Source organism: Anaeromyxobacter oryzae (assembly GCF_023169945.1).
GTDB classification, from domain to species: Bacteria; Myxococcota; Myxococcia; order Myxococcales; family Anaeromyxobacteraceae; genus Anaeromyxobacter; species Anaeromyxobacter oryzae.
Map to the genome: position 1 here is coordinate 923,763 of NZ_AP025591.1, position 23,738 is coordinate 947,500.

General features: G+C 73.3%; 22 protein-coding genes and 2 rRNA genes (1 of these 24 only partly in view). 13 read left to right on the forward strand and 11 right to left on the reverse strand.

All coding sequences use genetic code 11. The features are described 5' to 3' along the window. Positions 1-36 precede the first annotated feature (36 nt). The 4 genes from AMOR_RS03940 to AMOR_RS03955 all read right to left on the reverse strand — a co-directional run bounded on the left by AMOR_RS03940 (position 37) and on the right by AMOR_RS03955 (position 4,481). Positions 37-963 carry a diacylglycerol/lipid kinase family protein gene (locus AMOR_RS03940; protein ID WP_248358623.1) on the reverse strand — a complete coding sequence of 309 codons (927 nt, stop codon included), beginning with the start codon at positions 961-963 and terminating at the stop codon, positions 37-39. A gap of 124 nt (positions 964-1,087) precedes the next feature. Beyond that, complete coding sequence (locus tag AMOR_RS03945; protein ID WP_248358625.1) at positions 1,088-1,555, reverse strand: 4Fe-4S dicluster domain-containing protein; 468 nt, start codon at positions 1,553-1,555, stop codon at positions 1,088-1,090. Next, positions 1,552-2,847, reverse strand: coding sequence for an FAD-binding protein (locus tag AMOR_RS03950; RefSeq protein WP_248358628.1), 1,296 nt, complete (start codon positions 2,845-2,847; stop codon positions 1,552-1,554). The genes AMOR_RS03945 and AMOR_RS03950 overlap by 4 nt, the downstream gene beginning before the upstream one ends. Continuing rightward, positions 2,847-4,481: a glycerol-3-phosphate dehydrogenase/oxidase gene (locus AMOR_RS03955; protein ID WP_248358631.1), complete on the reverse strand. Its 1,635-nt coding sequence runs from the start codon at positions 4,479-4,481 to the stop codon at positions 2,847-2,849. Before AMOR_RS03955 ends, AMOR_RS03950 begins: the two co-directional genes overlap by 1 nt. A 91-nt stretch (positions 4,482-4,572) precedes the next feature. Here AMOR_RS03955 and AMOR_RS03960 point away from each other — a divergent pair, with 91 nt between their 5' ends. Both AMOR_RS03960 and AMOR_RS03965 read left to right on the forward strand, forming a co-directional pair. After that, on the forward strand, positions 4,573-5,109 hold the full coding sequence (locus AMOR_RS03960) for a GNAT family N-acetyltransferase (protein ID WP_248358634.1): 537 nt from the start codon (positions 4,573-4,575) through the stop codon (positions 5,107-5,109). A 524-nt stretch (positions 5,110-5,633) separates the two neighbouring features. Beyond that, on the forward strand, positions 5,634-6,782 hold the full coding sequence (locus AMOR_RS03965; protein ID WP_248358637.1) for an HNH endonuclease: 1,149 nt from the start codon (positions 5,634-5,636) through the stop codon (positions 6,780-6,782). 302 nt (positions 6,783-7,084) lie between these two features. On the opposite strand, the gene aspS is transcribed toward AMOR_RS03965, so the two are convergent. Continuing rightward, positions 7,085-8,899 (reverse strand): aspartate--tRNA ligase, encoded by a 1,815-nt coding sequence (gene aspS / locus AMOR_RS03970; protein ID WP_248358640.1) that lies wholly within the window; start codon positions 8,897-8,899, stop codon positions 7,085-7,087. Positions 8,900-9,161: 262 nt separating this feature from the next. On the opposite strand from aspS, the gene AMOR_RS03975 reads away from it, so the two are divergent. Then, positions 9,162-9,389 carry a YHS domain-containing protein gene (locus tag AMOR_RS03975; RefSeq protein ID WP_248358643.1) on the forward strand — a complete coding sequence of 76 codons (228 nt, stop codon included), beginning with the start codon at positions 9,162-9,164 and terminating at the stop codon, positions 9,387-9,389. A 143-nt stretch (positions 9,390-9,532) separates the two neighbouring features. Beyond that, positions 9,533-10,540, forward strand: a complete 1,008-nt coding sequence (locus AMOR_RS03980) for an MDR family oxidoreductase (protein WP_248358646.1) — start codon at positions 9,533-9,535, stop codon at positions 10,538-10,540. 2 nt (positions 10,541-10,542) lie between these two features. Here AMOR_RS03980 and recJ read toward each other — a convergent pair whose 3' ends face one another. Continuing rightward, a complete protein-coding gene (gene recJ, locus AMOR_RS03985; RefSeq protein ID WP_248358648.1) occupies positions 10,543-12,270 on the reverse strand; it encodes a single-stranded-DNA-specific exonuclease RecJ in 1,728 nt (575 codons plus the stop codon). A gap of 114 nt (positions 12,271-12,384) precedes the next feature. On the opposite strand from recJ, the gene AMOR_RS03990 reads away from it, so the two are divergent. Beyond that, positions 12,385-12,597 carry a hypothetical protein gene (locus AMOR_RS03990; protein ID WP_248358650.1) on the forward strand — a complete coding sequence of 71 codons (213 nt, stop codon included), beginning with the start codon at positions 12,385-12,387 and terminating at the stop codon, positions 12,595-12,597. 115 nt (positions 12,598-12,712) lie between these two features. Beyond that, positions 12,713-13,684: an MBL fold metallo-hydrolase gene (locus tag AMOR_RS03995; RefSeq protein WP_248358652.1), complete on the forward strand. Its 972-nt coding sequence runs from the start codon at positions 12,713-12,715 to the stop codon at positions 13,682-13,684. On the opposite strand, the gene ligD is transcribed toward AMOR_RS03995, so the two are convergent. Both ligD and AMOR_RS04005 read right to left on the reverse strand, forming a co-directional pair. Beyond that, positions 13,681-14,634, reverse strand: a complete 954-nt coding sequence (ligD, locus tag AMOR_RS04000) for a non-homologous end-joining DNA ligase (RefSeq protein ID WP_248358654.1) — start codon at positions 14,632-14,634, stop codon at positions 13,681-13,683. The two genes, AMOR_RS03995 and ligD, sit on opposite strands and share 4 nt — an antisense overlap. Further along, positions 14,631-15,761, reverse strand: coding sequence for an ATP-dependent DNA ligase (locus tag AMOR_RS04005; RefSeq protein ID WP_248358656.1), 1,131 nt, complete (start codon positions 15,759-15,761; stop codon positions 14,631-14,633). The genes ligD and AMOR_RS04005 overlap by 4 nt, the downstream gene beginning before the upstream one ends. On the opposite strand from AMOR_RS04005, the gene AMOR_RS04010 reads away from it, so the two are divergent. The 7 genes from AMOR_RS04010 (at position 15,760) to AMOR_RS04040 (ending at position 20,553) form a co-directional block, all read left to right on the forward strand. Next, complete coding sequence (locus AMOR_RS04010; RefSeq protein ID WP_248358658.1) at positions 15,760-16,800, forward strand: cytochrome D1 domain-containing protein; 1,041 nt, start codon at positions 15,760-15,762, stop codon at positions 16,798-16,800. The genes AMOR_RS04005 and AMOR_RS04010 overlap by 2 nt on opposite strands. A 219-nt stretch (positions 16,801-17,019) precedes the next feature. Next, complete coding sequence (locus AMOR_RS04015; RefSeq protein ID WP_248358660.1) at positions 17,020-17,460, forward strand: hypothetical protein; 441 nt, start codon at positions 17,020-17,022, stop codon at positions 17,458-17,460. Between the two features lie 12 nt (positions 17,461-17,472). Then, positions 17,473-18,108, forward strand: a complete 636-nt coding sequence (locus AMOR_RS04020) for an energy-coupling factor ABC transporter permease (protein WP_248358662.1) — start codon at positions 17,473-17,475, stop codon at positions 18,106-18,108. Beyond that, a complete protein-coding gene (locus AMOR_RS04025; RefSeq protein WP_248358664.1) occupies positions 18,092-18,661 on the forward strand; it encodes a hypothetical protein in 570 nt (189 codons plus the stop codon). The genes AMOR_RS04020 and AMOR_RS04025 overlap by 17 nt, the downstream gene beginning before the upstream one ends. Further along, the gene (locus tag AMOR_RS04030; protein WP_248358665.1) at positions 18,661-19,443 is read left to right on the forward strand and encodes an energy-coupling factor ABC transporter ATP-binding protein; all 783 of its coding nucleotides are present in this window, start codon (positions 18,661-18,663) and stop codon (positions 19,441-19,443) included. Before AMOR_RS04025 ends, AMOR_RS04030 begins: the two co-directional genes overlap by 1 nt. A 33-nt stretch (positions 19,444-19,476) precedes the next feature. Further along, a complete protein-coding gene (gene nikR / locus AMOR_RS04035; RefSeq protein ID WP_248358666.1) occupies positions 19,477-19,896 on the forward strand; it encodes a nickel-responsive transcriptional regulator NikR in 420 nt (139 codons plus the stop codon). Positions 19,897-20,064: 168 nt separating this feature from the next. Beyond that, on the forward strand, positions 20,065-20,553 hold the full coding sequence (locus tag AMOR_RS04040; RefSeq protein ID WP_248358667.1) for an ester cyclase: 489 nt from the start codon (positions 20,065-20,067) through the stop codon (positions 20,551-20,553). Positions 20,554-20,688: 135 nt separating this feature from the next. Here AMOR_RS04040 and mtnP read toward each other — a convergent pair whose 3' ends face one another. The 3 genes from mtnP to AMOR_RS04055 form a co-directional block, all read right to left on the reverse strand. Beyond that, positions 20,689-21,567: an S-methyl-5'-thioadenosine phosphorylase gene (gene mtnP, locus AMOR_RS04045; protein WP_248355346.1), complete on the reverse strand. Its 879-nt coding sequence runs from the start codon at positions 21,565-21,567 to the stop codon at positions 20,689-20,691. A 146-nt stretch (positions 21,568-21,713) separates the two neighbouring features. After that, positions 21,714-21,830 (reverse strand): 5S ribosomal RNA (rrf, locus tag AMOR_RS04050). A 146-nt stretch (positions 21,831-21,976) separates the two neighbouring features. Then, positions 21,977-23,738, reverse strand: a 23S ribosomal RNA gene (locus AMOR_RS04055) (it continues 1,216 nt past the right edge of the window).

Here is a 23,738-nt window from a genome sequence, read left to right on the forward strand (position 1 = left end):
GTCCATGGTAGTCCCCGCGTCCCCTGCCCGGCGAGGTCAGCGACCCAGGCGAATCCGCAGCGCCCCCGGCAGGATGGTGATGTGTGCGGGAAGGTACCCCGGCGCCTCGCCGTCCACGTCGAGCGGGACCTCGGCGCCCTCGAGCGGCTCGGCCTCGACGGTGCGCGCGCGCAGCACGCGGGTGTTCGGGAGCTCCACGTGCCTCCCGTCGTACAGCATCCGCTTCTTGGTGATGAAGTCGCGGAGGCCGAGCCCCTTCCACACGACCACGTCGAAGAGGCCGTCGTCCATCCGCGCGTCCGGCGCGACCAGCATGCCGCCGCCGAAGTACCTCCCGTTGCACACGGAGAGCGCCGTGAGCCGCTCCTCCTGCCAGGGCCCGTCGTCGGCGCGCCAGCGCACCGGCCGGTCCGACCACGAGAGCAGCGCCCGCGCGCTGGCGAGCATGAACGAGAGCTTCCCCGACGGCAGCTTGAGGCCGCGGTTCACGAGCGCCGACACGACGCCCGACACGCCGAACCCGGCGACGTTCGCGAAGTGCCGCACCTGGCGCGCGCCATCCTCGCCCGCGAACGTGATGCGGCCGAGGTCCAGGACCGCCTCGCTGCCCGTCACGAGCGCGCGCGCCGCCGATTCCACGTCCCCCGCGAGACCGATCGTCTTCCGCAGATCGCCGCCGGTGCCCCGGGGGATGAACCCGAACAGCGGCCGCGCCGGGCGGGGCGCCCCCTCGACGAGCCCGTCGATGACCTCGCTCGCGGTGCCGTCGCCGCCCACCGCCACGACGAGTCCGGCGCCGGCGTCGCGCGCCGCCCGAGCGAGGCGGACGGCGTCGCCGGGCTCGTGGGTGAAGGCGCAGTCGAAGTCGCCCACGTTCGCGCGGACAGCGCGCGCGATGGCGTCGAAGTGCCGGCCGGTGCGGCCGGCGGCGCTGGCGGGGTTGACGATGAGGTACGGCTTCACGGACCACTAGGATACCAGCGCCACCCGCCCGTACCCGTGCCCGAACGCGTACCCCGGTCTGTCCGTGCCCGTCACCCGCGTCCCCTGGCCCTGCCCCGTGGCCCGGCTCTCCCGTGACCCGACGTCACGCCGCGTCGGCGGGCGCAGCTCCGGCCGGCCCCGCCGCTGCGCTGGCGCCCGCGGCGACGCGCTCCCGGAGCGCGTCCACCACCCGTCCGATCGGCACCCCCGTCGGGCAGAGGGACTCGCACCCCTTGGCGCACGCGGCGCATGCGTCGAGCGCCCCGGCCGCGAGGTGCAGCTCGGCGGGGTTGCGGGAGTAGAGCCGGAACGTCGCGTGGAGCCCGAGCGCGCGGACGGCCGGGACGGCGCCCGCGAGGTCGCACCCCGTCTCGCACAGGCCGCAGGAGATGCACGCCTGCGCCGCGAGGGAGATCTCGCGCGCCGCATCCGCGGTGGGCGCGAGCCCCTCGACCTCGTACGCGGCGCGGAACCGGGCCTCGCCCGTGCCCCGCTGCCGGAACAGGCGCTTCAGCGGGTGCGCGATGGTCGCGCGGTACCCGAGGTACGCGAGCGCCCGGAGCCGGCTCACGCGAGGCCTCCCGCCGCCGCGCGGCCCGCGAGGAAGCCGGTGAGGATCGCGACACCCAACCCCGTGCCGTCGGTGGCCTGCTCGTGGCCGCCGATGATCGCGCCGGCCGCGAGGAGGCGCGGGTGGACCGGCCGCCCGCGCGCGTCGAGCGGCCGGAGCGCCGCGTCCACCCGGAGCCCGGCCGAGAGCAGCGGCTGCGGCGACCGGCGGTCGCGGACCGTCAGGGACGCCGCCGGGCGGAGCGCGAGATGGACGCCCGCCTCCCGCCCCTCCGCCGCCTGCACGGCCAGCCCGAACGCCGGATCGAGGAGGACGCCGCGCCGCGCGACGCCTCCACCCACGAACCGGCCGCTCGCGAGGATCCAGGTCCCGGCGACGACGGCGGTGCCCCCGACGTCCACCGCCGCCCCGGGCAGCGGCGCCCCCGAGACCGCGCCGCCGAGCACCGCGACGCCCGCGGCGCGGAGCCGCGCCTCGAGCGCCGCGTGGAGCCGGAGCCCCGGGACGCTCGGGACGTCGGACAGCGTCTCCGCGATTGGCACGCCCGCGGCCGCCGCGATCCGCTCGGGGACGCGTGCGGCAGGGTCGAGCCCGAGCACGGGCGGGAGCAGCACCGTCCCCGCGCCGCCGATCCCAGGCGTGGCGCGGAGCGCCTCCCCGAGCCGCTCGGCGGCGCCGGGCCGCTCGAGGGCGCGGGCGAGCTCGTGCGGCCGCGCGGCGGGGTCGTCGAAGGGGAGGCCGACCTGCGCCGCGATCACGTCCGGGCCGCCGCGCGCCGTGTACCGGCCGAGGCCCGCCGCGACCAGCTCCGCGTCGAACGCGAGGTGCCCGGCGAAGCCGCACACCGTCAGCGGCCCCGGGACCGCGAGCAGGTCGCCGGCCTCCATCGAGCGCTGGCACAGCGCCACGCCCGCCGCGGTGCCGAACGGCGTCGCCAGGAAGCGCGGCCGCTCCAGCGCCGGCGCGAGCAGGCCGTCGAGGCTCCGGGCGACGAACCCGAGCGCCTCGCCGAGCCGCCACAGCCCGGCCGATCCCACGACGGCGTACGGGTGATCGTGCCGGCGCGCCGCGAGCCTCCGCGCCGCCTCGAGCGGGCCGCGACGCCAGGCGAGCGGCTCGTCCGGCGACGCGCCCGGATCGGGCGCGACGGCGATCGCGCCGGACGAGAGCGCGGTCGCGCCGGGCGCACGCCGCGCGAGAACGACGCGGGCGCCCCCGTCGCGCGCGGCGAGCGCCGCGACCGCGCCGGCCATGCCGCCTCCGATGACGAGCACGTCGGCGTCGAGGCGCATCAGCCGACCTCCCCGAGCCCGTGCGCACCGCGGAGCAGCTCCTCCTGGGCGAGCTGCGCGGCATCCAGCACCGGGCGGCGCTCCCGCCAGCCCGCGTCGAGGAGGTCCGCGAGCTCGGCGCGGACCCTGTCCGCCGACCAGGACAGGGTCCGGCCGGCGAGCTGCGCACCGACGCGGGCGCAGTCCAGGCCTCCGCACGCGCCGACGGCGAGCCGGCACCGGCGGCGCAGGTCCTGGAGGCGGCGGACCTCCTCGTGCCGGCAGCACCACACGACCTCCGCGGCGAGGATCCCCTCGTCCCGGCAGAGCACGAGGCCGAGCCGCGGGTCGTCGCGCACGAGCCCGAGCACGTCGCGGGCCCGGCTCCCGTGCCGGTACGCGACGCGCGCCGCGACGGGCGCCGCGACCGGGAACTCGCGCGCGAGCGCGGCGGGGTCCGGCACCGCGTCGCCGCCCGGGAGCGGCACCTCGTGCGTCCGGCACGGCGTGACGGGCCGCCCGAGCAGCGCCTCGATGCGATCGGTCGCCTCCTCCGCCTGCGCGCGGTAGGAGGCGAGCTTCCCGCCCACGATCGAGATCATCCCCGCCGCGCCCTGCGTCGCGCCGTCGAGGAGCTGGTGCTCGCGCGACAGCGCGTCCTCGTTCGGGCCGTAGGCGTACAGGGTGGTGCGGACGCCGCACCAGGCGCGGGTGATCCGCGCCCGGCGCACGCCCGGCACGAGGGAGGCGGCGCCCTCCAGGAGGTACTCGACCTCGTCGTTGGTCGCCTCGAGGTCGTCCGGGTCGCCGTAGTAGTCGTCGTCGGTGGTGCCGATGATGGACTCGCCCTCGTGCGGCATGAGGAACATCTGCCGCCCGTCGACCGCGGAGACGATCACGCCGTAGTTGGACCAGCGGCGATCGAGCGTGAGGTGGACGCCCTTTCCCGGGCGCATCGGGACCTTCACCCCGCTCGCCCGCGCGAGCGCGGGGGACCACGCGCCGGCGGCGTTGAAGACCACCGGCGCGTGCGACTCGCCCTCCTCGCCGGTGAGCGCGTCGCGCCACCGGACGCCGCGGACCTGGCCGCCCTCGGTGATCACCTGGCGCGCCTCGGTCCACGTGCGGATCGTCGCCCCGTGCCCCCGGGCCGCGAGCGCGTTCAGCACGCAGAGACGGAACGCGTCGATGCCCCACTCATCGAGCGTCACCGCCCCGTGCAGGCCGGGGCGGAGGCCCGGCTCGAGGCGGTAGAGCTCCTCGGCGTCGAGCCGGGTGGACGGCTTCCCGCGCTTGAGCGGCTGGAAGAGGTCGTACGTGCCGACGTAGACCTCCGTCGCGTAGAAGGTCGCGCGCTCCCGGAGCGTCGCGCCCTCGCGCCGCGACGCGAACGGCATCAGGAAGGGGATCCGGAAGAGGAGATGCGGCGCGATCCGCTGGATGTAGCCGGAGTCCCGGCAGGCGAGCGCCGTGACGTGGCGGTCGGACAGCATGTAGCGGATGCCGCCGTGGATCATCCCCGAGCTGTTGCCGCTCGCGCCGACGCCGAAGTCGGCCTTCTCGAGGAGGAGCACCCGGAGGCCGCGCATCGCGCAGTCGCGCGCGGTGCCCGTCCCGTTGATGCCCCCACCGAGGATGATGACGTCGTAGTCCACGCTGCCGCCTCGGAGGGAGGGTAGCGCGCGGGCGGCGCGGCGCGTCGGAAAACACGCGCCCTGACCCCGGGCGGGTGGCATGCTGCCTGGCGTGCCGACCACTCCGGCATCGACGGACTTCACACTTCGCCTCGCGGACGCCTGCGACTGCGCCGCGATCTGCGCCGTCCACGTGAACTCCTGGAAGTGGGCCTACCGCGGCCTCGTCGCCGACAGTGCGCTCGACGCGCTCTCCGCGGCTGACCGCGTGCCCATCTGGCGAGAGGCGCTCGCGCCGGCGAGCGCGCACCGCATCTCCCTCGTGGAGCGCGACGGCCGGGCGATCGGCTTCGCTGCGTGGGGCCCGCCGCGCGACGCGGACGTCGGGGCCGACACGGCAGAGCTCTACGCGCTGTACCTGGAGCGCGAGGCCGCGGGGACGGGTGCGGCGCACTCGCTGATGGTGCGGGCGCGGGCGGAGATGTGCGAGCACAGGTACGCTCGCGCAGTGCTGTGGGTCCTCGCGGCGAACCCGCGGGCCCGTCGCTTCTACGAGAAGGAGGGGTGGGCCGTCGACGGCGCCGAGAAGACCGTGAACCTCCGCGGAACGGAGCTCCAGGCCGTGCGGTACGCGACGGCCGTCCGATGAACACGAGCGGCGGGTTCGGCGCTTTCAGATGAGAAGCGACGGCGCCGACGAGCCGACGTCGAACGGCCCCCTCGCCCTGACCCTCTCCCCCGGTGGGCTCATGATTCATCACAAGCCGAACGAGAACCGGCGCCTTGCGCCCGGCCGGTCTTGATCGGTGAAAGTGAAGGAGGGCTGAGAAGGGGGCCGGCCGAGGCGGGTCCGCGGTGGGGAAACGTCGACCGCGTGGATCGGCTACCGAGAAGCCTGCATCGCAATGACGGCGAGCTCCGGGCGCGAGGCGCGGATGCGGGCGCGTTCGGGGGAACCCAACCGATCGCGTCGGGCGGTTGACACGTCTCCGGCGCTCTCGCGGATCGCGCGTCGCGCCCACGCGAGGACGCCTCTCCCGCAGCGCTCCGCGCGCGTTGCGCGTCGCGAGCGGCGTCCGAACCCCGGCGCGAGGCGGCTCGCCAATTCTCGCGCCAGTGCTCGAATCCGTGCGTTTGCGGAGGGTGAGAACTTTCGCGTGAGACGATGCCCGCATGAACGCTCGCGACTCCTCGAACCGCCTCTCCGAGCTCCTCCGCCGCGAGCGCCACGCGATGGCGGCCTTCCTCGTCGCCCTGGCCGACTTCGACGCGAAGCGGCTGTGGCTCGAGCTCGGCTACCCGAGCCTCTTCACCTACCTGAACCGGGAGCTCGGGCTCTCGAAGAGCGCGGCCTTCTACCGGAAGACCGCCGCCGAGCTCATCCAGCGCTTCCCCGAGCTGGTCGAGCCGCTCGAGGACGGCAAGCTGTGCCTCTCCACCGTCGGTGAGCTCGCCCAGGTGCTCACGCCGGAGAACCGGGACCAGGTGATCCCTCGGTTCCTCCACCTCTCGAAGCAGGAGGCGCGGTCGGTCGTCGCTGAGCTGAAGCCGGTGGAGCGGCCTCCGCGCCGGGAGGTCGTGACGACCGTTCGCCTCGCGGCCGCGGCGCCGCCGTCGGCTCGCGACCCCGAACCCGCCGCAGCGCTCGAGCTCGGCGCTTTGGCGACCGCCCGCGTCATTGCGCCCGGTTCGCCGGCAGAACTCGTCGATGCCAAAGTGGACACACGGACCGTGAACGCCCCGGTCTCCCGGACGACGCCGCCGACCTTCGAGCCGCTCACCGCCGAACTCCGCCGGATGCACCTCACCGTCACGAAGCGGTTAGAGGCGAAGGTCGCCGCGGCGAAGGAGGCCCTCTCGCACTCGCACCCGGGGGCGAGCACCGAGGTGATCCTCGAGGCCGCGCTCGATCTCCTGCTCGACCGGGCCGAGAAGCGGAAGGGCCTGGTCGAGAAGCCGCGGCGCGAGAAGCGGCCGTCGAGACCGGACCACATCCCGGCGGAGGTGAAGCGGGCGGTGTGGGTGCGGGACGACGGCTGCTGCCGGTGGGCTCTCGAGAACGGCGGCACCTGCGGCTCGCGCCACCGTCTCCAGTACGACCACATCCAGCCGAAGGCGCTCGGCGGGAAGTCGACGATCGAGAACGTTCGCCTCCTCTGCGCTCGCCACAACTTGCTCGCCGCTCGGAAAATCTTCGGCGATGCATGGATGGACAGCTACGCGCCGGCCCGGAAGGCCACCGCGGCGACGGGGCGCCGCGACGCCGGCTCGGCGGGTGCGTGCGCCGAAGTTCCCGCCGCGGCCCTGACCGGGCCAACGTGACCGTCGGGCGCGTCGGAGCGCCTCCCGAAGCCTCCGGCTGGCCGGGCCCCATCGCCGTCGTCGCGACGCAGGCTTCTTGGTGGCCGATCCCCGCGGCGACGTCTCGCCCCTGCGGGCACGCCCCGGCCGTCCCCCTTCTTCTAGAGCCCCTTCCCCGCTCGCCAACACAGACGCGGCGTCCCTGCGGCGACGGTCGCGGTGGTCCGAGATGTGATGAATCGTCAGCCCGGTGGGGAAGAGGGGATTCATTCACGATACGTGAACCGGAGCCCACGCGGCGATCATGCCCGCGGGCGAGCTCGTCACTTCCCCGGCTCGACCGTCGACTTCACGTGCAGCTCGCGGAGCTGCCTCTGGTCCACGTCGCCGGGGGCGCCGGTCATGAGATCGGTGCCCTTCTGCGTCTTGGGCCACGCCACGACGTCGCGGAGCGACTCGGCGCCGGTGAGGAGCATGACGAGGCGGTCCATGCCGAGCGCGATCCCGCCGTGCGGCGGCGCCCCCATCTTGAGCGCGTCGAGGAGGAAGCCGAACTTGCTCTTCGCCTCCTCGTCCGAGATGCCCATGGCCTTGAACACGCGCGCCTGGACCTCGGGGTCGTGGAGTCGGATCGAGCCGCCGCCGATCTCGAACCCGTTCAGCACGAGGTCGTAGCGCCAGCAGTACACGCGCCCCGGATCCGTCTCGAGGTACTGGAGATCCTGGTCGCGCGGGCGCGTGAACGCGTGGTGCGCCGCGGCCCAGGTCTTCGACTCCTCGTCGTACTCGAAGAGCGGCGGATCGACGACCCAGAGGAACCGCCACTGGCCGCCCGACCCGTACTCGGGGATGAGCCCCATCTTCTTCGCGAGGTGCACGCGGAGGTTCGCCATCACCGTGTGGACCACCGACTCCTTCCCGAACTGGAAGAGGAGCAGGTCGCCCGGCTGCGCGCCGCAGGCGGCGTTGATCGCCTGACGCAGCTCCGGCGTCACGGTCTTCGCGAACGGCGACTGGGTCCACTCGCCGCCCTCGCCGACCTTCGCGCGGGCGAGGCCCTTCGCGCCCATGCCCTTCACGTACTCCTCGAGCTTGTCGATCTCGGTGCGCGAGAAGTTCGCCGAGGCCGGGACGCGCATCGCCTTGACGATCCCCTTCGCCTTCACCGCGTCGGCGAGGAGCGGGAGGCCGCCGCCGTCGTGCTGCTTCACGAGGTCCGTGAGCACGACGTGCGGCATGTCGAAGCGGAGGTCCGGCTTGTCGTTGCCGTACTTCGCCATGGACTCGTCGAAGGGCATCCGGAGGAACGGCCGCGGGATCTCGACCCCGAGGACCTCCCTCCAGAGCTTCACGACGAGGCCCTCGATCACGTCGAACACGTCGTTCTGCTCGACGAACGACATCTCGACGTCGATCTGCGTGAACTCGGGCTGGCGGTCGAGGCGGAGGTCCTCGTCGCGGAAGCAGCGGACGATCTGGAAGTACCGGTCGAAGCCGGCGACCATGTAGAGCTGCTTGTAGAGCTGCGGGCTCTCCGCGAGCGCGTAGAACTTGCCCGGGTTGAGCCGCGACGGGACGAGGAAGTTCCGGGCGCCGCCGGGCGTGTACTTGCCCATGAACGGCGTCTCGAGCTCGAGGAAGCCCTGATCGGTGAAGTGGTTGCGGGTGAGGTGGTTCACCTTCGCGCGCGTCATGAGCGTCTTCTGGAGCGGCGCGCGTCGCAGGTCGAGGAAGCGGTACTGGAGCCGCTTCTCCTCGCTCGTGTCGGTCTTGTCCTCGATCTGGAACGGCACCGGCTCGGAGCGGTTGAAGATCTCGAGCTCCTGCGCGTGGACCTCGATCTCGCCCGTCTTCAGCTTCGGGTTCACGTTGCCGCCGCGGGACACGACCTTGCCGCGGATGCCGACGCAGTACTCGAGCCGGAGCTGACCGGCGAGGTCGTGGACGTCGGGCCGGACGTCCTCCTCGAAGACGACCTGCGTCACGCCCGCCCGGTCGCGAAGGTCGATGAACACCGCCCCGCCGTGGTCGCGCCGGTTGTTCACCCAACCGAAGAGGACGACCTCCTTGCCGATGTCGGCAGAGGTCAGTTCACCGCAGGAATGGGTCCGCTTGAGCTCGGTGATGAAGCGCGGCAAAGGCGTGCCTCCGAAACGTGGGGAGAGGCAGCTAACACCGCGAATACTCGGGCGTCAAGGAAGACGGGGCGCCCGCGCACGGACGCCGCGGGGGGGGCGTCCGGGCGCCCGTCCCGACCGCGCGGGCCGGGAGGTTTTTCACCCGGCGGGCTGGAGATCCTGCAGCACCGGGCCGCGGCGGCCGCGCGGAGCCGCGGCGCGACAGGCTGGACGCGGCTGGCCTCGTCCGTGCACGACGGAACCCGGAGGGCAGGAGGACGCGATGAGGACCGAGGACGAGGACGGCGGCGTGGCGATCGATCCCATCTGCGGCCGCCCGGTGATCGAGGACGACGCGGAGGCGCTCGAGTACAAGAAGCGGAAGTACTTCTTCTGCTCCGATCGATGCAGGGACCGCTTCGAGCGCCAGGCCGAGCGGATCCACGTCGGCGAGCTCGCCAAGGCGGGGTCGCTGTTCGGGGAACGGAAGGTCCGCTGGGGCGTCGCCTGACCGGCTCTCCTGGCCCGAGTGTCGAGGCGCCACGCCGGGTTCTCGCCATACCCTGATCCGGGCTCTGGACCCGTCACGCGCGTCCCAGCAGGATGCGCCCTCGTGTCTGCGCCGCCCCTCCCCCCCGCGGCGCCGGAGGCGACATGGCCCAGCCCTCGCTGCCCTCGCAGTTCCGCGCACTCGTCGTCCGGGAGGACGGCCCGAGCCGCTCCGTCCGGCTCGAGGATCTCTCCCCCGCCGATCTGCCGGAGGGGGACGTCACCGTCGCGGTCCGGTACTCCAGCCTGAACTACAAGGACGGGCTCGCCGTCACCGGGAAGGGCAAGGTGCTCCGCAAGGTCCCGATGGTCCCCGGGATCGATCTCGCCGGGACCGTGCTCGAGTCGGCGAGCCCGGCGTTCCGGCCCGGTGACGAGGTCCTCGTGACCGGCTGGGGGATCGGAGAGGCGTCCTTCGGGGGATACGCCGGCCTCGCGCGCGTGAAGAGCGCGTGGGCGCTCCCGCTGCCGAAGGGGCTCACCGCGCGGCGCGCCATGGCGGTCGGGACCGCGGGCCTGACCGCGGCGCTCTGCGTCGACGCCCTCGACGCGGCGGGCGTGAAGCCCGGCGGCCGCGAGGTGATCGTCACCGGCGCGGCGGGCGGCGTCGGCAGCGTCGCGGTGGCCCTCCTCGCGCGCGCCGGGTTCCAGGTCGCCGCGTCGACGGGGCGGGTCGAGGAGCACGCGTTCCTCGAGAAGCTCGGGGCGAAGCGGATCGTCCCCCGCGCCGAGCTCTCGAAGCCTCCCGGGAAGCCGCTCGAGGCGGAGACCTGGGCGGGCGGCGTCGACGCCGTCGGCGGCGCGGTGCTCGGCACCGTGCTCCGCCAGACGGCCTACGGCGGCGCGGTCGCCGCGTGCGGGCTCGCCGGCGGGACCGACCTGCCGGTGACCGTGCTGCCGTTCATCCTGCGCGGGGTGCGGCTCCTCGGCGTCGACTCGGTGATGGCGCCGCGCGAGCGGCGCGAGCGCGCCTGGGCGCGGATCGCGCGGGATCTCCCGCCGGACCTGCTCGACGCGCTCACGACGGAGATCCCGCTCGCCGACGTGCCCGCGTGGAGCGAGAAGATCCTCGCGGGGCAGGTGCGCGGGCGGGCGGTGGTCGCGGTGAGGTGAGGCTACCCGCTCCGCCGCACGTCGCGAAGCTTGAGCTGCAGCCGCTTCCGCCCGTCCCACTCGTCGAAGCCGACGGTGAACGCGGCGTCCACCGGCCCCTCTCCGCAGAGGGCGAGGCGGTCGCCCATCCCGAAGCCGATCGCGTCGAGGCCGCGGCCGCCGAGGACGAGCTTCAGGTGCGCGCCAGACGCGCCGACGGTGCGGGCGCGCGCGGCGGCGGAGCGCAGCGCGAAGATCGGCTCCGGGTGGCCGGCGCCGTAGGGTCCGAGCTTCTCGAGATCCTCGGCGGCGCGGTCGGTGATCTCGCGGTCGTCCACGTAGGCGTCGATCCGGCAGCGCGGCACGAGGTCCTCGTCCCGGATCCGCTCCGCGGCGTGCGCCTCGAACGCGCTCCGGAACGCGTCCACGCGGTCCCGCGCCACCGTCACGCCCGCTGCGTGCTTGTGGCCACCGAAGCGCGCGAGGTGGCCGGAGCAGGCCGAGAGCGCGTCGTAGAGGTGGAAGCCCTCGATGGAGCGGCCGCTGCCCTTCCCTGCGCCGTCCTCCATCGCGATCAGCACCGCCGGCCGGTGGAACTTCTCGACGATGCGAGAGGCGACGATGCCCACCACGCCCGGGTGCCAGCCGTCGCGCGCGAGGACGAGCCCGCGGACGCCCGCCTTCACGCGCTCGAGCGCGTCGGCGAGCGCCTCGTCGAGGATCCGCCGCTCGATCTCCTGGCGCGCCTGGTTCTCGCGATCGAGCTCCTCCGCGAGCGCCTGCGCCTCCCGCTCGTCCGTCGCGAGGAGGAGCCGCACGCCGCGCCCCGCGTCGTCGAGTCGCCCCGCCGCGTTGATCCGGGGCCCGAGCCGGAAGCCGACCTGGCCCGCGCTCATCGGCGTGCCCTCCGCGATGCCGGCGACCGCCTTCAGCGCGCGGATCCCGGGCCGGCGCGAGCGGGCGAGCGCCTCGAGGCCCCAGCGCACCAGGATGCGGTTCGCGCCGACGAGCGCGACGACGTCCGCGACCGTGCCGAGCGCCACGAGGTCGAGGGCGTCCTTCAGGTTCGGCTCGGGCCGCCGCTCGCCGAAGGCGCCCTGCTCCCGGAGCCGCTTCCGGAGCGCCATCGCGAGCGCGAAGGTGACGCCCACCGCGGCGAGGTCCTTCGACGGATAGTCGCAGCCGGGCTGGTGAGGGTTCAGGATCGCCGCCGCCTGCGGCAGCTCCACCGGGACGGTGTGGTGGTCGACGACGACGGTGTCGACGCCGAGCGCGGTCGCCGCCCGCACCTCCTCGACGCTCGTGATCCCGCAGTCGAGCGTGACGAGGAGCCGGACGCCCTGCCCGGCGAGCTTCGCCACGGCGTCGCGGTTGAGCCCGTAGCCCTCGACGAGGCGATGGGGCGTGTAGGTCACCACGTCGCCGCCCGCGGCGCGGAGGAAGCCGGCGAGGAGCGCGGTCGAGGTGACGCCGTCGACGTCGTAGTCGCCGTAGCAGGCGATCTTCTCGCGAGCCCCGACCGCGCGGACGATCCGGTCCACCGCCGCCGCCATGCCCTTCATCGTGAACGGATCCGGCAGGTCCGCGAGGCGCGCCGCGAGGAACCGCTCCGCCGCGCCAGCGTCGTCGTGCCCGCGCGCGGCGAGCACACGGGCAGCGAGGGGGTGGAGGCGCAGCGCCGCCGCGAGCGCCGCCGCGCGCGCCTCGTCCACGGCCGTCTCCACCCACCGCTTCGCCGGCGCTCCCGTCACGGAGGGCTCGGTAGCACGCCGGCCTGACAGGGGGGGGGCCGGGGCACCGGAGCGAGCAGGCCGGGTCCGCACCGGCGACGCACCGTCTGATCACCCCTGCCGAGGAGGTCGCCCATGGAAGCCCAGCGGATCGAGCGCCTTCGCCGCAGGGCGACGGCCCACCCGCTCGTGCTGCTGCTCCGGCTCGCCGTGCCCTTCGCGCTGCTCGCGCTCTACGCGGCGTCGGTCGGGTCGCGGCCGCGCGCGCTCAGGGTCGAGGTCGCGTCGGCGCGCCCCGGCCCCACGGCCACGACCTCCACGGCGCCCGCGCCGGCGCCGGCGCCCTGAGCAGCGCGCCGGCGGGACGCCGGGCCCTCCGCCGCGCGACCTCGCGGCCAGGGCACCGCGTCCTGCCGTGGCGCGACCCGGGCGCCACCTTGGAGCCGAACCCCGGAGGTGCCCCGTGGCTCGCAGCTCGATCCTCCACCTCGGCCCCGGCCTCGACCGACCCGGCCCGCAGCGCGGCTCGGTCCTGTTCGTGGGCACCGCCACGACCGTCGTCCAGCTCGGCGCCTTCACGCTCCTCACCGACCCGAACTTCCTGCACACCGGCGATCGCGCCCACCTCGGCTACGGGATGACGTCCCGCCGGCTCACCGACCCCGCGCTGGAGATCGACGCGCTTCCGCCGCTCGACGCCTGCGTGCTGTCCCACCTCCACGGCGACCACTGGGACGAGGAGGCGACCGCGCGGCTCCCGAAGGAGCTGCCGGTCATCACCACACACCACGCGGCCCGCGCGCTCGCGCGGAAGGGGTTCTCGCGGACGCACGCGCTCTCGGCATGGGACGACGTGCTCGTCCGGAAGGGGAGCGCCTGGCTCCGGATCACGGCGATGCCGGGGCGGCACGGACCGCCGGTGGTGTCGGCGCTGCTCCCGCCGGTCATCGGCAGCATGTGGGAGCTCGGCGCCGGCAGCGGCGACGCCATGTTCCGGATGTACGTCTCGGGCGACACCCTCGTCCACGACGACCTGCGGCGCATCCCGGAGCGCTACCCCCACGTCGACCTCGCGCTCCTGCATCTCGGCGGCGCGCGCGTGCTCGGCGTCCTCGTCACGATGGACGCGGCGCAGGGCGTGGAGGCCATCCGGATCGTGCGGCCCGACCTCTCGATCCCCGTCCACTTCGACGACTACCCCGTGTTCCGCTCGCCGCTGCAGGACTTCGTGAAGGCGGTCGTCGGGGCCGGCCTCTCCGATCGCGTGAAGTACCTCGGCCGCGGCGAGCGGCACGCATTCACCATCGGAGAGGGCGCGCGCGCGGCGGGAGCGCCCGCCGCGGAGGCCCGGCCCGGCGCGGCTCGCCCCGGAGAGGCGGGCGCGGTCCGGCCCGGCGACACCGGCCCGGGCTCGCCCTGGGACGTCGGGCGCTAGGCAGGCGGCGCGTCCGCCCAGGGCGGCTCCGCGGACGGGTCCGCCGCCGGCACGCGCTGGCCGCCCGCGAGCGCCGGCGCGAACGGGTCGCCGAGCCTCTCGAGGCGCGCGAGCACCTCCGCCGGACCGAACGCGAGCCGGGCCGCGTCTCCCGCGCGGACGGCGTCCTCCACCTCGTCCCAGCTCACCGGCGTCGAGACGAGCGGGAGCGGCGTCCCGCGGAGCGAGTACGGCGCGACCGTCTGGAGCCCGCCCGCGTTCTGCCGCCAGTCGATGAGGACCTTCCCGCCGCGGCCGCTCCGGGAGAGGCGCGCCGCGAAGCGGTCGGGCGCCGCCGCGGCGAGCGCCTCGGCGGCCGCGCGCACGAACGCCTTCGTCTCGTCGAACGTCTGGGTCCCGTCGAGCGGCACGACGACGTGCAGCCCGGAGGCGCCGGACGTCTTCGGGAGCGCCGCGAGGCCTGCGCGCGCGAGCAGCCGCCGGACGACGAGCGCCGCCGCGGCGGCCTCGAGCAGGGCCGCGGGCGGCGCCGGATCGAGATCGAACACGAGCGCGGTCGGCGCGCCCGGCCGGTCGGCGCGGGCGAGGAACGGGTGCAGCTCGATGGCGCCGGTGTTGGCCGCCCACGCGAGCGCCGCCGGCTCCTCCAGCCGGCAGTACCGGAGCGTCTGGCCGCGCGTGCCCGTGACCTCCGCCACCGGGAGCCAGTCCGGCTTCCCGCCCGGGCAGTTCGCCTGGAACCAGTACCCGCCGTCGACGCCGTCCGGGAAGCGCGCGAGCGTCACGGCGCGGCCGGCGAGGTGCGGCAGCATCGCCGGCGCGACCGCGACGAGGTACTCGACGAGATCCCGCTTCGTGAAGCCCGTCGCCGGGTACAGGATCTTCTCCGGCCGCGTGATGCGGACGGTGCGGCCGCCGACCGCGAGCTCCAGCACGTCCGGCGCGCTCACGGCCGTGCCTCGCGGGCCGCGCCCGCGGGCGCGAGCTGGTCGAGGGTGCACGAGCGCGCCTCCCGGTCCGGGCGCCAGCGGAGGAGCCGCGCCGGGTGGCGGAATCGATCGCCGTCGAGCCGGTCGTAGGCGACCTCGCAGACGAGGTCGGGCGCGAGTGGCGTCCAGTCGAGGGGCATGGTGCCGGGATCCCATCGCCCCGCCGAGCCTCCGAGGCGCCCCACCGGGCTCCGGTCCACGTTGAAGCCGCGAGCCCACGGATGGCCTGCGAGGGGCACCGCGCGCACCGAGAGCGCCGCGTGGAGGCGGCGCCGCTCGCGCTCGGCGAGCTGCGAGGACACGCCGACGTGCCGCAGCACGGGTCCGTCCCAGAGCCCGAGCAGCAGCGACGCCACCGCGGGCTCCCCGGCGTAGGTGCGGTATCCGGCGACCACGCAGTCGGCCGTGCGGATCGCCTTCACCTTCACCATGACGCGCCGGTTCGGCTGGTACGGCGCCGCGTCCGCCTTGGCGACGACGCCGTCGATCCCGCTCCCGCCGGCGGCCGCGAACCAGCGCCGGGCGAGCGCGACGTTTCGCGTCGACGGCGTGAGGAGGAGCCCGGGAGGCGGCGCGCGGAGGAGCGCCTCGAGCCGTGCGCGCCGCGCGGCGAACGGCGCCGCCTCGAGCCGCTCGCGGCCCACGGAGACGAGGTCGAACGCGACGAAGCACGCGGGGGTCTCGCGGCGCAGCCGCGCTACCCGCGAGGCCGCCGGGTGCATCCGCGCGAGGAGCGCGGCGAAGTCGAGGTCGCCCGATGGGCCGCGGACGAGGATCTCGCCGTCCAGGATCACCTCCGCGCCGAGCGCCGCGACCGCCTCGGCCACCTCCGGGAACCAGCGCCCGAGCGGCCGGCCGTGACGGCTGTGCAGGAGCACCTCCCCGCCGCGCGCCTCGGCGATGCACCGGAACCCGTCCCACTTCGGCTCGTAGGACCACGCGCCCTCGGGGAGCGCCTCCTCGAGCCGGGCGAGCATGGGTGCGGGGGCGAGCGAGGCGGCCACCCTCGAGATCTCGCGGGGGTCGGCGGCTGGCGCAACGTCGAGGGCGGTGCCGCCCGCGCCTGCCGCGCTCAACTTCGCGGCCATGCCCACCGTCCGCGCACGCGCCCTCCTCGTCCTCGCCGGGGTCTCCGCCGCGACCCTCGTCGCCGCCCGCGCGCAGGCGGCGCCGCCCCGCACCTCGCCGCCGCTCGCCTTCGTGAGCAACGAGGGCGATGGCACGGTGACGGTGATCGACACGGCGCGGGACGCCGTCCTGGCCACGATCCCGGTGGGGAAGCGACCGAGAGGCCTCCGCCTCGATCGCTCGGGGACGCAGCTGTACGTCGCGGTGAGCGGGTCGCCCCGCGCCGGCTCCGGCGTCACCGCGGTGGGGCTTCCCGACCGGAGCGCGGACGGGATCGCGGTCGTCGACGTGGCGCGGAGAGCGCTGGTGTCGACGGTCGCCGCCGGGGCGGACCCGGAGACCTTCGACGTCGTCCCCGGCAGCGGGCGCCTCGTCGTCTCCAACGAGGAGGCCGGGACGGCGGCCATCGTCGACGCGGCGACCGGCGCTCCCGTCGCGTCCGTCGGCGTCGGCGCCGAGCCGGAGGGCGTCGCGGCCCGGCCCGACGGCCGCGTCGTCGCGGTGACGAGCGAGGGGAGCGACCGCGTGGACTTCGTCGACCCCGCGCGCGGCGTCGTGCTGGGCAGCGCCGGGACGTGTCGGCGGCCGCGAGGCGTCGCGTTCACGCCCGACGGCGCGCTCGCCGTCGTGGCGTGCGAGGACGACGCCTCGATCGCGATCCTGGACGGGCGCGCGCTCCGCGCGGTGTCGACGGTGCCCCTCCCGCCGGCGACGCGTCCGATGGGCGTCGCGATCTCCGCCGACGGCCGTCGCGCGTACGTCTCCGGCGGCCGAGCGGGGACGGTGCTGGTCGTCGATCTCGCGCGGCTCGAGGTGACCGGGCGCGTCAGGGACGTCGGGGAGCGCCCGTGGGGGCTCGCGCTCACCCCGGACGGCCGCAAGCTGTACGTGGCGACCGGCCCCTCCGGCGACGTCGCCGTGATCGACACCGCGTCACTGACCGTCAAGATTCGCGTCCGGACGGGGGCGCTGCCGTGGGGGGTCGCGATCTCGGGATGATCCCCGACACCCGGGCGAGGGGGTTCCGCAGACGGCCGTGCCGGAGCTCGGGCTCACGGACGTCGACGCCCGGGATGGCGGCGAGGCGCCGCGGTGGTCAGGCGCCTCCGCGCGTGCGCCCGCGGCGTCCTTGACGCGGACCGGAGCGGTCCGGTACTACGTTCCTCGAAAATCGTGCTACGGCGCCGCCGTCGTCGCGCCGGAGCGGGAGGCGAGGAGATGAGGACGTTCGCCGCGACCCTGGCGCTGCTCGCGTGGCCCGCGCTGGCGCACGCCCACGAGATCCTGCACGACGTGGAGCGCGGTCGCGCCGTCGCCGTCAAGGTGTACGAGTCGGACGGCGACCTCGTCGCGGACGCGCCCTACCAGATCTACTCTCCGGCCGACCCGGCGACCGCGTGGGCGTCCGGCCGCACGGACCGGAACGGGTGGCTCTCGTTCGTGCCCGACGCGCCCGGCGCGTGGCGGGTGAAGGTCGTCGGCGAGGAGGGGCACGGCCTCGACGCCCGCGTGGACGTGACGGCGGCGGCCGCGACGGCGGCCCGGAAGTCGGGCCTCCCCGGCACCGCCTTCATCCTCCGCCCGCTCCTCGGCGTGGCCGCCATCGCCGCCCTCTTCGCCGGGCTCTTCGCGGTCTACCGCCGGAAGGGGGCGCGCTGAGCGCGGCGCCCCATGCACGTCCCCGACGGCTTCCTGTCGCCACAGATCACCGTCCCCGCCTACGCGGCGGCGGCGCCGCTCTGGGCGTGGGGCGTGCGCCGCCACTTCGGCCGCGCCGCGTCGGAGTCGCTGCCCGTCGTCGGGTCGCTCACGGCGCTCGCGTTCGTGATCCAGACGATCATGATCCCGGTCCCGGGGGGCACCTCCACGCACCTCGTCGGCGTGCTGCTCCTCGCGGCGCTGTACCACCCGCTCCTCGCGTTCGTGTGCGAGTCGCTGGTGCTCCTCCTGCAGGCGCTCTTCTTCGGCGCGGGCGGGATCACCGTCCTCGGCGTGAACGCCCTCGCGATGGGCCTCCTCGGACCGCTCGCCGGCGTCGCGGCCTACCGGCTCCTCCGGCGCGTGTCGGAGCGCGGCGCCGCCTTCGCCGGCGGCTGGCTCTCGACGCAGGTCTCGACGCTCGCGATCGCCCTCGTCCTCGGGCTGCAGCACCGGCTCTCGGAGCGCTACTTCCCGCTGCCCCTGACCGTCACGTTCTGGACGATGATGATCCCGAGCCTCGCGGTCACCGGCGTCGTCGAGGGGCTCTACACCGTGTTCGCGCTCGCCCTCCTGCGGAAGGCCAACCTGCGTGGCGTCCCCGCCTGACCCGCGCCGGGATCGCGCCCTCCTGGCCGCGGGCGTCGCGGCGGCGTTCGCGCTCTCGGCCGTGTCCGACCCGCGCGCGCTCGCCGCCGCGGGCGCCCTGGTGTGCCTCGTGTTCCGGCGCGGGCTCGCCGGCACGCTCGGGAAGGCGCTCCGGTCCGTGGTGCCGCTGTCGGTCGGCCTCTCGCTGCTCTCCGCCGGCTGGCTGCGCCTCGTCGCGGGCGCGTGGCCGGACCCCGCGCCGTTCGTCGCCCTCGCGCTCCGGACCGCGGTGATCGCCGTCGTCACCTTCGCGGTGCTCGCGCGGGTGGACCTGCTCTGCGCGCTCGCGCCCTGGCCCACGCTCTCGCGCCTCGTCGTCGTGACCCTCGCCCAGATCCACGCCCTGCGCCTCCTCGCGACCGAGTCGCTGCTCGGGCTGCGGAGCCGCCTCCCGCGCCGTCCGGGCGCGCTCGACGTGGTCCGGGGCGCCGGCGGGATCACGGGCGCGCTGTTCACCCTCTCCGCCCGGAACGCGCGCGACGTGTCCGAGGCGATGCGGTCCCGGGGGTTCTAGTGTCGTTCGTCCTCGACGGCGTCTCGATGGAGCTCTCCGGGCGCGCGGTGCTCCGGGACGTCTCGTTCGCGGTCCGGCCCGGCGAGCGGGTCGTCCTCCTCGGCGTGAACGGCTGCGGGAAGACGACGCTGCTGAAGCTCCTCGACGGGCTGCTCTTCCCGACGGCGGGCCGGATCGGGTGGGAGGGTGCCCCCCTCGACGCGCGTGCGCTGGACGACGCGGGCTTCAGGCGCCGGTTCCGGGGCGACGTCGCCTTCCTGTTCCAGAACGTCGACGCGATGCTCTTCAACCCCACCGTCGCCGACGAGATCGCGTTCGGGCCGCGGCAGCTCGGGTTCGGCGACGCGGACGCCCGCGTGGCGCGCTGGGCGGAGCGGCTCGACGTCACGGGCTTCCTCGGTCGCCCGCCGTTCGAGCTCTCCGGCGGGGAGAAGAAGCGCGTCGCGCTCGCGGCGATCCTCGCCGCCGGCCCCCGCGCGCTCCTCCTCGACGAGGCGACCGCGAACCTCGATCCGGCCTCTGCGGCGCGCCTCGTCGAGCTGCTCGGGGAGCTCGAGGGCGTGACGCAGATCTACTCGACCCACAACCTCTCGGTCGCCGAGGAGCTGGCGCCGCGCGCGATCCTGCTCGCCCCGGGGCGCGCCGGCGTCCTCTTCGACGGCCCGACCGGCGCGCTCCTCGGCGACGACCGGCTGCTCGTCGAGAGCGGCCTCGCCCACCGCCACGCGCACCGGCACGGGGACGCCGAGCACGCCCACTACCACGTGCACGACGCGGAGTGACTTGCGCCCGCGAGGGCCACGACGGAGGAGCACATGCTGGAGCGCATCGGCGTCTCGCTCGAGGACGACCTCCTGTCCCGGTTCGATCGCCTGATCGGCGAGAAGGGGTACGTGAACCGCTCCGAGGCGATCCGGGATCTCATCCGCGACGCGCTCGTCCAGCGCGAGTGGTCGGAGTCGCCGGCGCGGGAGGAGCGGGTCGCGGTCGTCACGCTGGTCTACGATCACGACTCCTCGAGCCTCGCCCAGAAGCTCGCGCACATCCAGCACGAGAACCACAAGGCGGTGGTCTCGGCGCTCCACGTCCACATGGACGAGCACAACTGCCTCGAGGTCCTGGTCCTCCGCGGGCGCGCGAGGGACGTGGTCTCGATGGGAGAGGGGCTCGTCAGCACGAAGGGCGTGAAGTACGGGAAGGTCGTCCCCGCGACCACGGGCCAGGGGCTGCGCTAGCGGCCGCCGGTCCGGCGCGCGGCGCCGGATCGCGGGCGCCGGTCGAGCGAAGGGTCGATCGCGCAAGCCGACGTTTGCACCACCTGCCTCGGGCGATCCCCGAAGGGCATTGCACGCCGGGAGCGGCGGGCGCACCTCCGTGCCGAACCCGAGGACGGAGGGATGGCCATGGCGAGCTCGACGGTACGTACGGTGTTCGAGAAGGGCACGAGCGCGTTCAACGCGCATGACGTGGACGCGATGGCGGAGACCATGACGGACGACGTGTCGACGCGGGCGCCCGGGGGCACGGAGCTCAGCGGGAAGCAGGCGGTGAAGGCGTTCTACAAGAGCTGGATCGATGCGTTCCCGGACGCGCACGTGGACATCAAGGCGGTCCACGTCCTCGACGACGTGGCGGTCGAGGAGGGCGTGTTCACCGGCACGCACCGCGCGACGCTCAAGAGCCCCGGCGGCGATCTGCCGGCGACCGGGCGCAACGTGAGCGTCGAGTACATCCAGGTCCTGCGCTTCCGGGGCGACCGGGTCGCCTCGTTCCACCTCGTGTTCGACCGGGCGGAGATGCTCGAGCAGCTCGGCCTCGCGCCGTCGCCCGAGGCGATGGCCGCGTCCGGCCGGCGGGGCGAGGCGGCGGCGCAGCCGATCCAGCCGCACTGAGCCGGCGAGACGGGTCTCGGGCGTCGGGCCTCGAGCAGAAGTGCCGTGCTCGTGGCGCGCGCTCGCGGCGAAGGCCCGGACGACGGTGCCCCGCGGGCGCCGTCTCCGCCGGCGCCCGAGGCCCGAAGGCTTCCGTCAGCCCAGATACCGCCCGAGGATGGGCCGGAGGCGCTCCTTGACGTCGGGGGCGAGGCGGGAGCGGTCGGACCAGATGGCGAGGGCGAGGGCGGACTGGCAGGAGCAGGGCTTGTCGAGGGCGGCGACGAGGGGGACGGCGCGGCGGACGAGCTCGAGCGCGTTCTGGGTCGCGGCCTTGACGTTGCCGAGGATCTCCTCGATGAGCCGGGCCTGGTCGAGCGAGGCGGGGTGCGGCTTCCAGCAATCGTAGTCGGTGGGGAGGGCGACGAGGGCGTAGCAGAGCTCGGCCTCGCGGGCGAGCTTGGCCTCGGGCATCACCGTCATGCCGATGAGGGAGGCGCCCCAGCTGCGGTGGAGCTCGCTCTCGGCGCGGGTGGAGAACTGGGGCCCCTCCATGCAGACGTAGGTGCCGCCCTGGTGGATGCGGGTGGGGAAGCCGGTCCCGGCCTTCACGAGGACGTTGCGGAGGGTCGAGCAGAAGGGGTTCGCGAACTCGACGTGGACGGCGAGGTCGTCGAAGAAGGTGCCCGGACGCCGGTGGGTCTTGTCGATCACCTGGTCCGGGATGACGAGGTGGCGCGGGGCGACCTCCTCGCGCAGGCTCCCCACCGCCCCGCTCGCGAGGACGTGGGTGACGCCGAGCGACTTGAGCGCCCAGATGTTGGCGCGGTAGGGGACGGTGGAGGGGTTCTTCAGGTGGCCCTCGCCGTGCCGGGCGAGGAGCGCCACCGGGACCCCCGCCACCTCGGCGAGGGTGATCGGGCCGGAGGGACGACCGTAGGGGGTGTCCACCTCGCGGAGCTCGCCGCCGCCGAGCGCGCCGAGCGCCTCGCCGAGCCCCGTGCCGCCGATCACTCCGACCATCACCCGAGACATCGAAGGCCTCCTCGCGCCGCGGTCGCGGCGAAGGGTCGAATCTACCCCGACACCGGACGGGCGGACATCGCGTCGTTCCGGACGGAAAGTCGGAGCCGGAAAAGAAAAAGGCCCGCCGGCGCGAATCGCGCGGGCGGGCCAAAAAGATGCGGCAGCGACCTACTCTCCCACACCGCTTCCGGTGCAGTACCATCGGCTCTGGTGGGCTTAACTACCGTGTTCGGGATGGGAACGGGTGTGACCCCACCGATATAGCCACCGCAAACTTGTATAAAGAGCAGAAGGACGAAGCCTTCTGACAACCGTACGAAGGGTAATGGAGCATCGCGCAGCGCGGCAGAGTTGCGAGATTCTAATCGAAGCATCTCGATCTCGACCTCGAGCAGGTCACCTACGACCTGAGAAGAGGGAGACCAAGCCGCACGCCCTATTAGTACCGGTCAGCTGAGCGCCTCACAGCGCGTACACCTCCGGCCTATCGACCTCGTAGTCTTCGAGGGGGCTTCAGGGGCTTGCGCCCGGGAGAAGTCGTCTTGAGGTTGGCTTCCCGCTTAGATGCTTTCAGCGGTTATCCTTTCCGCACATAGCTACCCAGCGATGCCTCTGGCGAGACAACTGGTACACCAGCGGTGCGTCCATCCCGGTCCTCTCGTACTAAGGACAGATCCTCTCACTTCTCCTACGCCCACGGCAGATAGGGACCAAACTGTCTCACGACGTTTTGAACCCAGCTCGCGTACCGCTTTAATTGGCGAACAGCCAAACCCTTGGGACCTGCTCCAGCCCCAGGATGCGATGAGCCGACATCGAGGTGCCAAACCGCGTCGTCGATGTGAACTCTTGGACGCGATAAGCCTGTTATCCCCAGAGTACCTTTTATCCGTTGAGCGATGGCCCTTCCATACAGAACCACCGGATCACTATGACCTGCTTTCGCACCTGCTCGACCCGTCGGTCTCGCAGTCAAGCTCCCTTATGCCATTGCACTCGACGCCTGGTTTCCAATCAGGCTGAGGGAACCTTAGCGCGCCTCCGTTACTTTTTGGGAGGCGACCGCCCCAGTCAAACTACCCACCAGCCATTGTCCCCAACCCCGATGAGGGGTCCAGGTTAGACACCAGAAATCGCCAGGGTGGTATTTCACCGTTGCCTCCCCCCAAGCTAGCGCCCGGGGTTCATAGGCTCCCACCTATCCTACACAAGCAATTCCTAGTGTCAGTGGCAAGTTGTAGTAAAGGTTCATGGGGTCTTTCCGTCTTGCCGCGGGTAAACTGCATCGGCACAGCTATTTCAATTTCGCTGAGTCCCTGGTCGAGACAGCGCGGAAGTCGTTACGCCTTTCGTGCAGGTCGGAACTTACCCGACAAGGAATTTCGCTACCTTAGGACCGTTATAGTTACGGCCGCCGTTTACCGGGGCTTCGGTTCATCGCTTTGAGCTTGCGCTCTGACGAATCTCCTTAACCTTCCGGCACCGGGCAGGCGTCAGACCCTATACATCCACTTAGCGTGTTTGCAGAGTCCTGTGTTTTTGTTAAACAGTCGCTACCGCCATTTATCTGCGACCCAAAGTCGCTTCAGGAGCAAGTCCTTACACGGCTTCGGGCCTCCCTTCTTCCGAAGTTACGGGAGTAGATTGCAGAGTTCCTTGACCAGAGTTCTCTCAAGCGCCTTAGGATTTTCTCCTCGCCCACCTGAGTCGGTTTGCGGTACGGGCACCTCGCTGGCTCCGCGCGGGGATTTTCTTGGAAGCATGGGATCACGCACTTCAGGGCTTACGCCCACGTCATCACCTCTCGGCGTAATGGCCTCACCTTTTCATCGTATGAGGCCCGCCTACGGGCTTGAACCGGGACAACCGTCACCCGGCTGCGCTACCCTTCTCCGTCCCCCCTCGCTTCAACGCCAACGGGGTGGTACAGGAATATTAACCTGTCATCCATCACCTACGCCTTTCGGCCTCGGCTTAGGGCCCGACTAACCCTGGGCGGATTAACCTTCCCCAGGAAACCTTGGGCTTACGGCGAACGAGTTTCTCACTCGTTTTGTCGCTACTCATATCGGCATCAGCTCTAGAACAGACTCCACCAGTCCTTGCGGTCTGGCTTCGCCGTCGGTTCTACGCTCCCCTACCGATCAGCTTGCGCTGATCCCGTGGCTTCGGTGCCATGC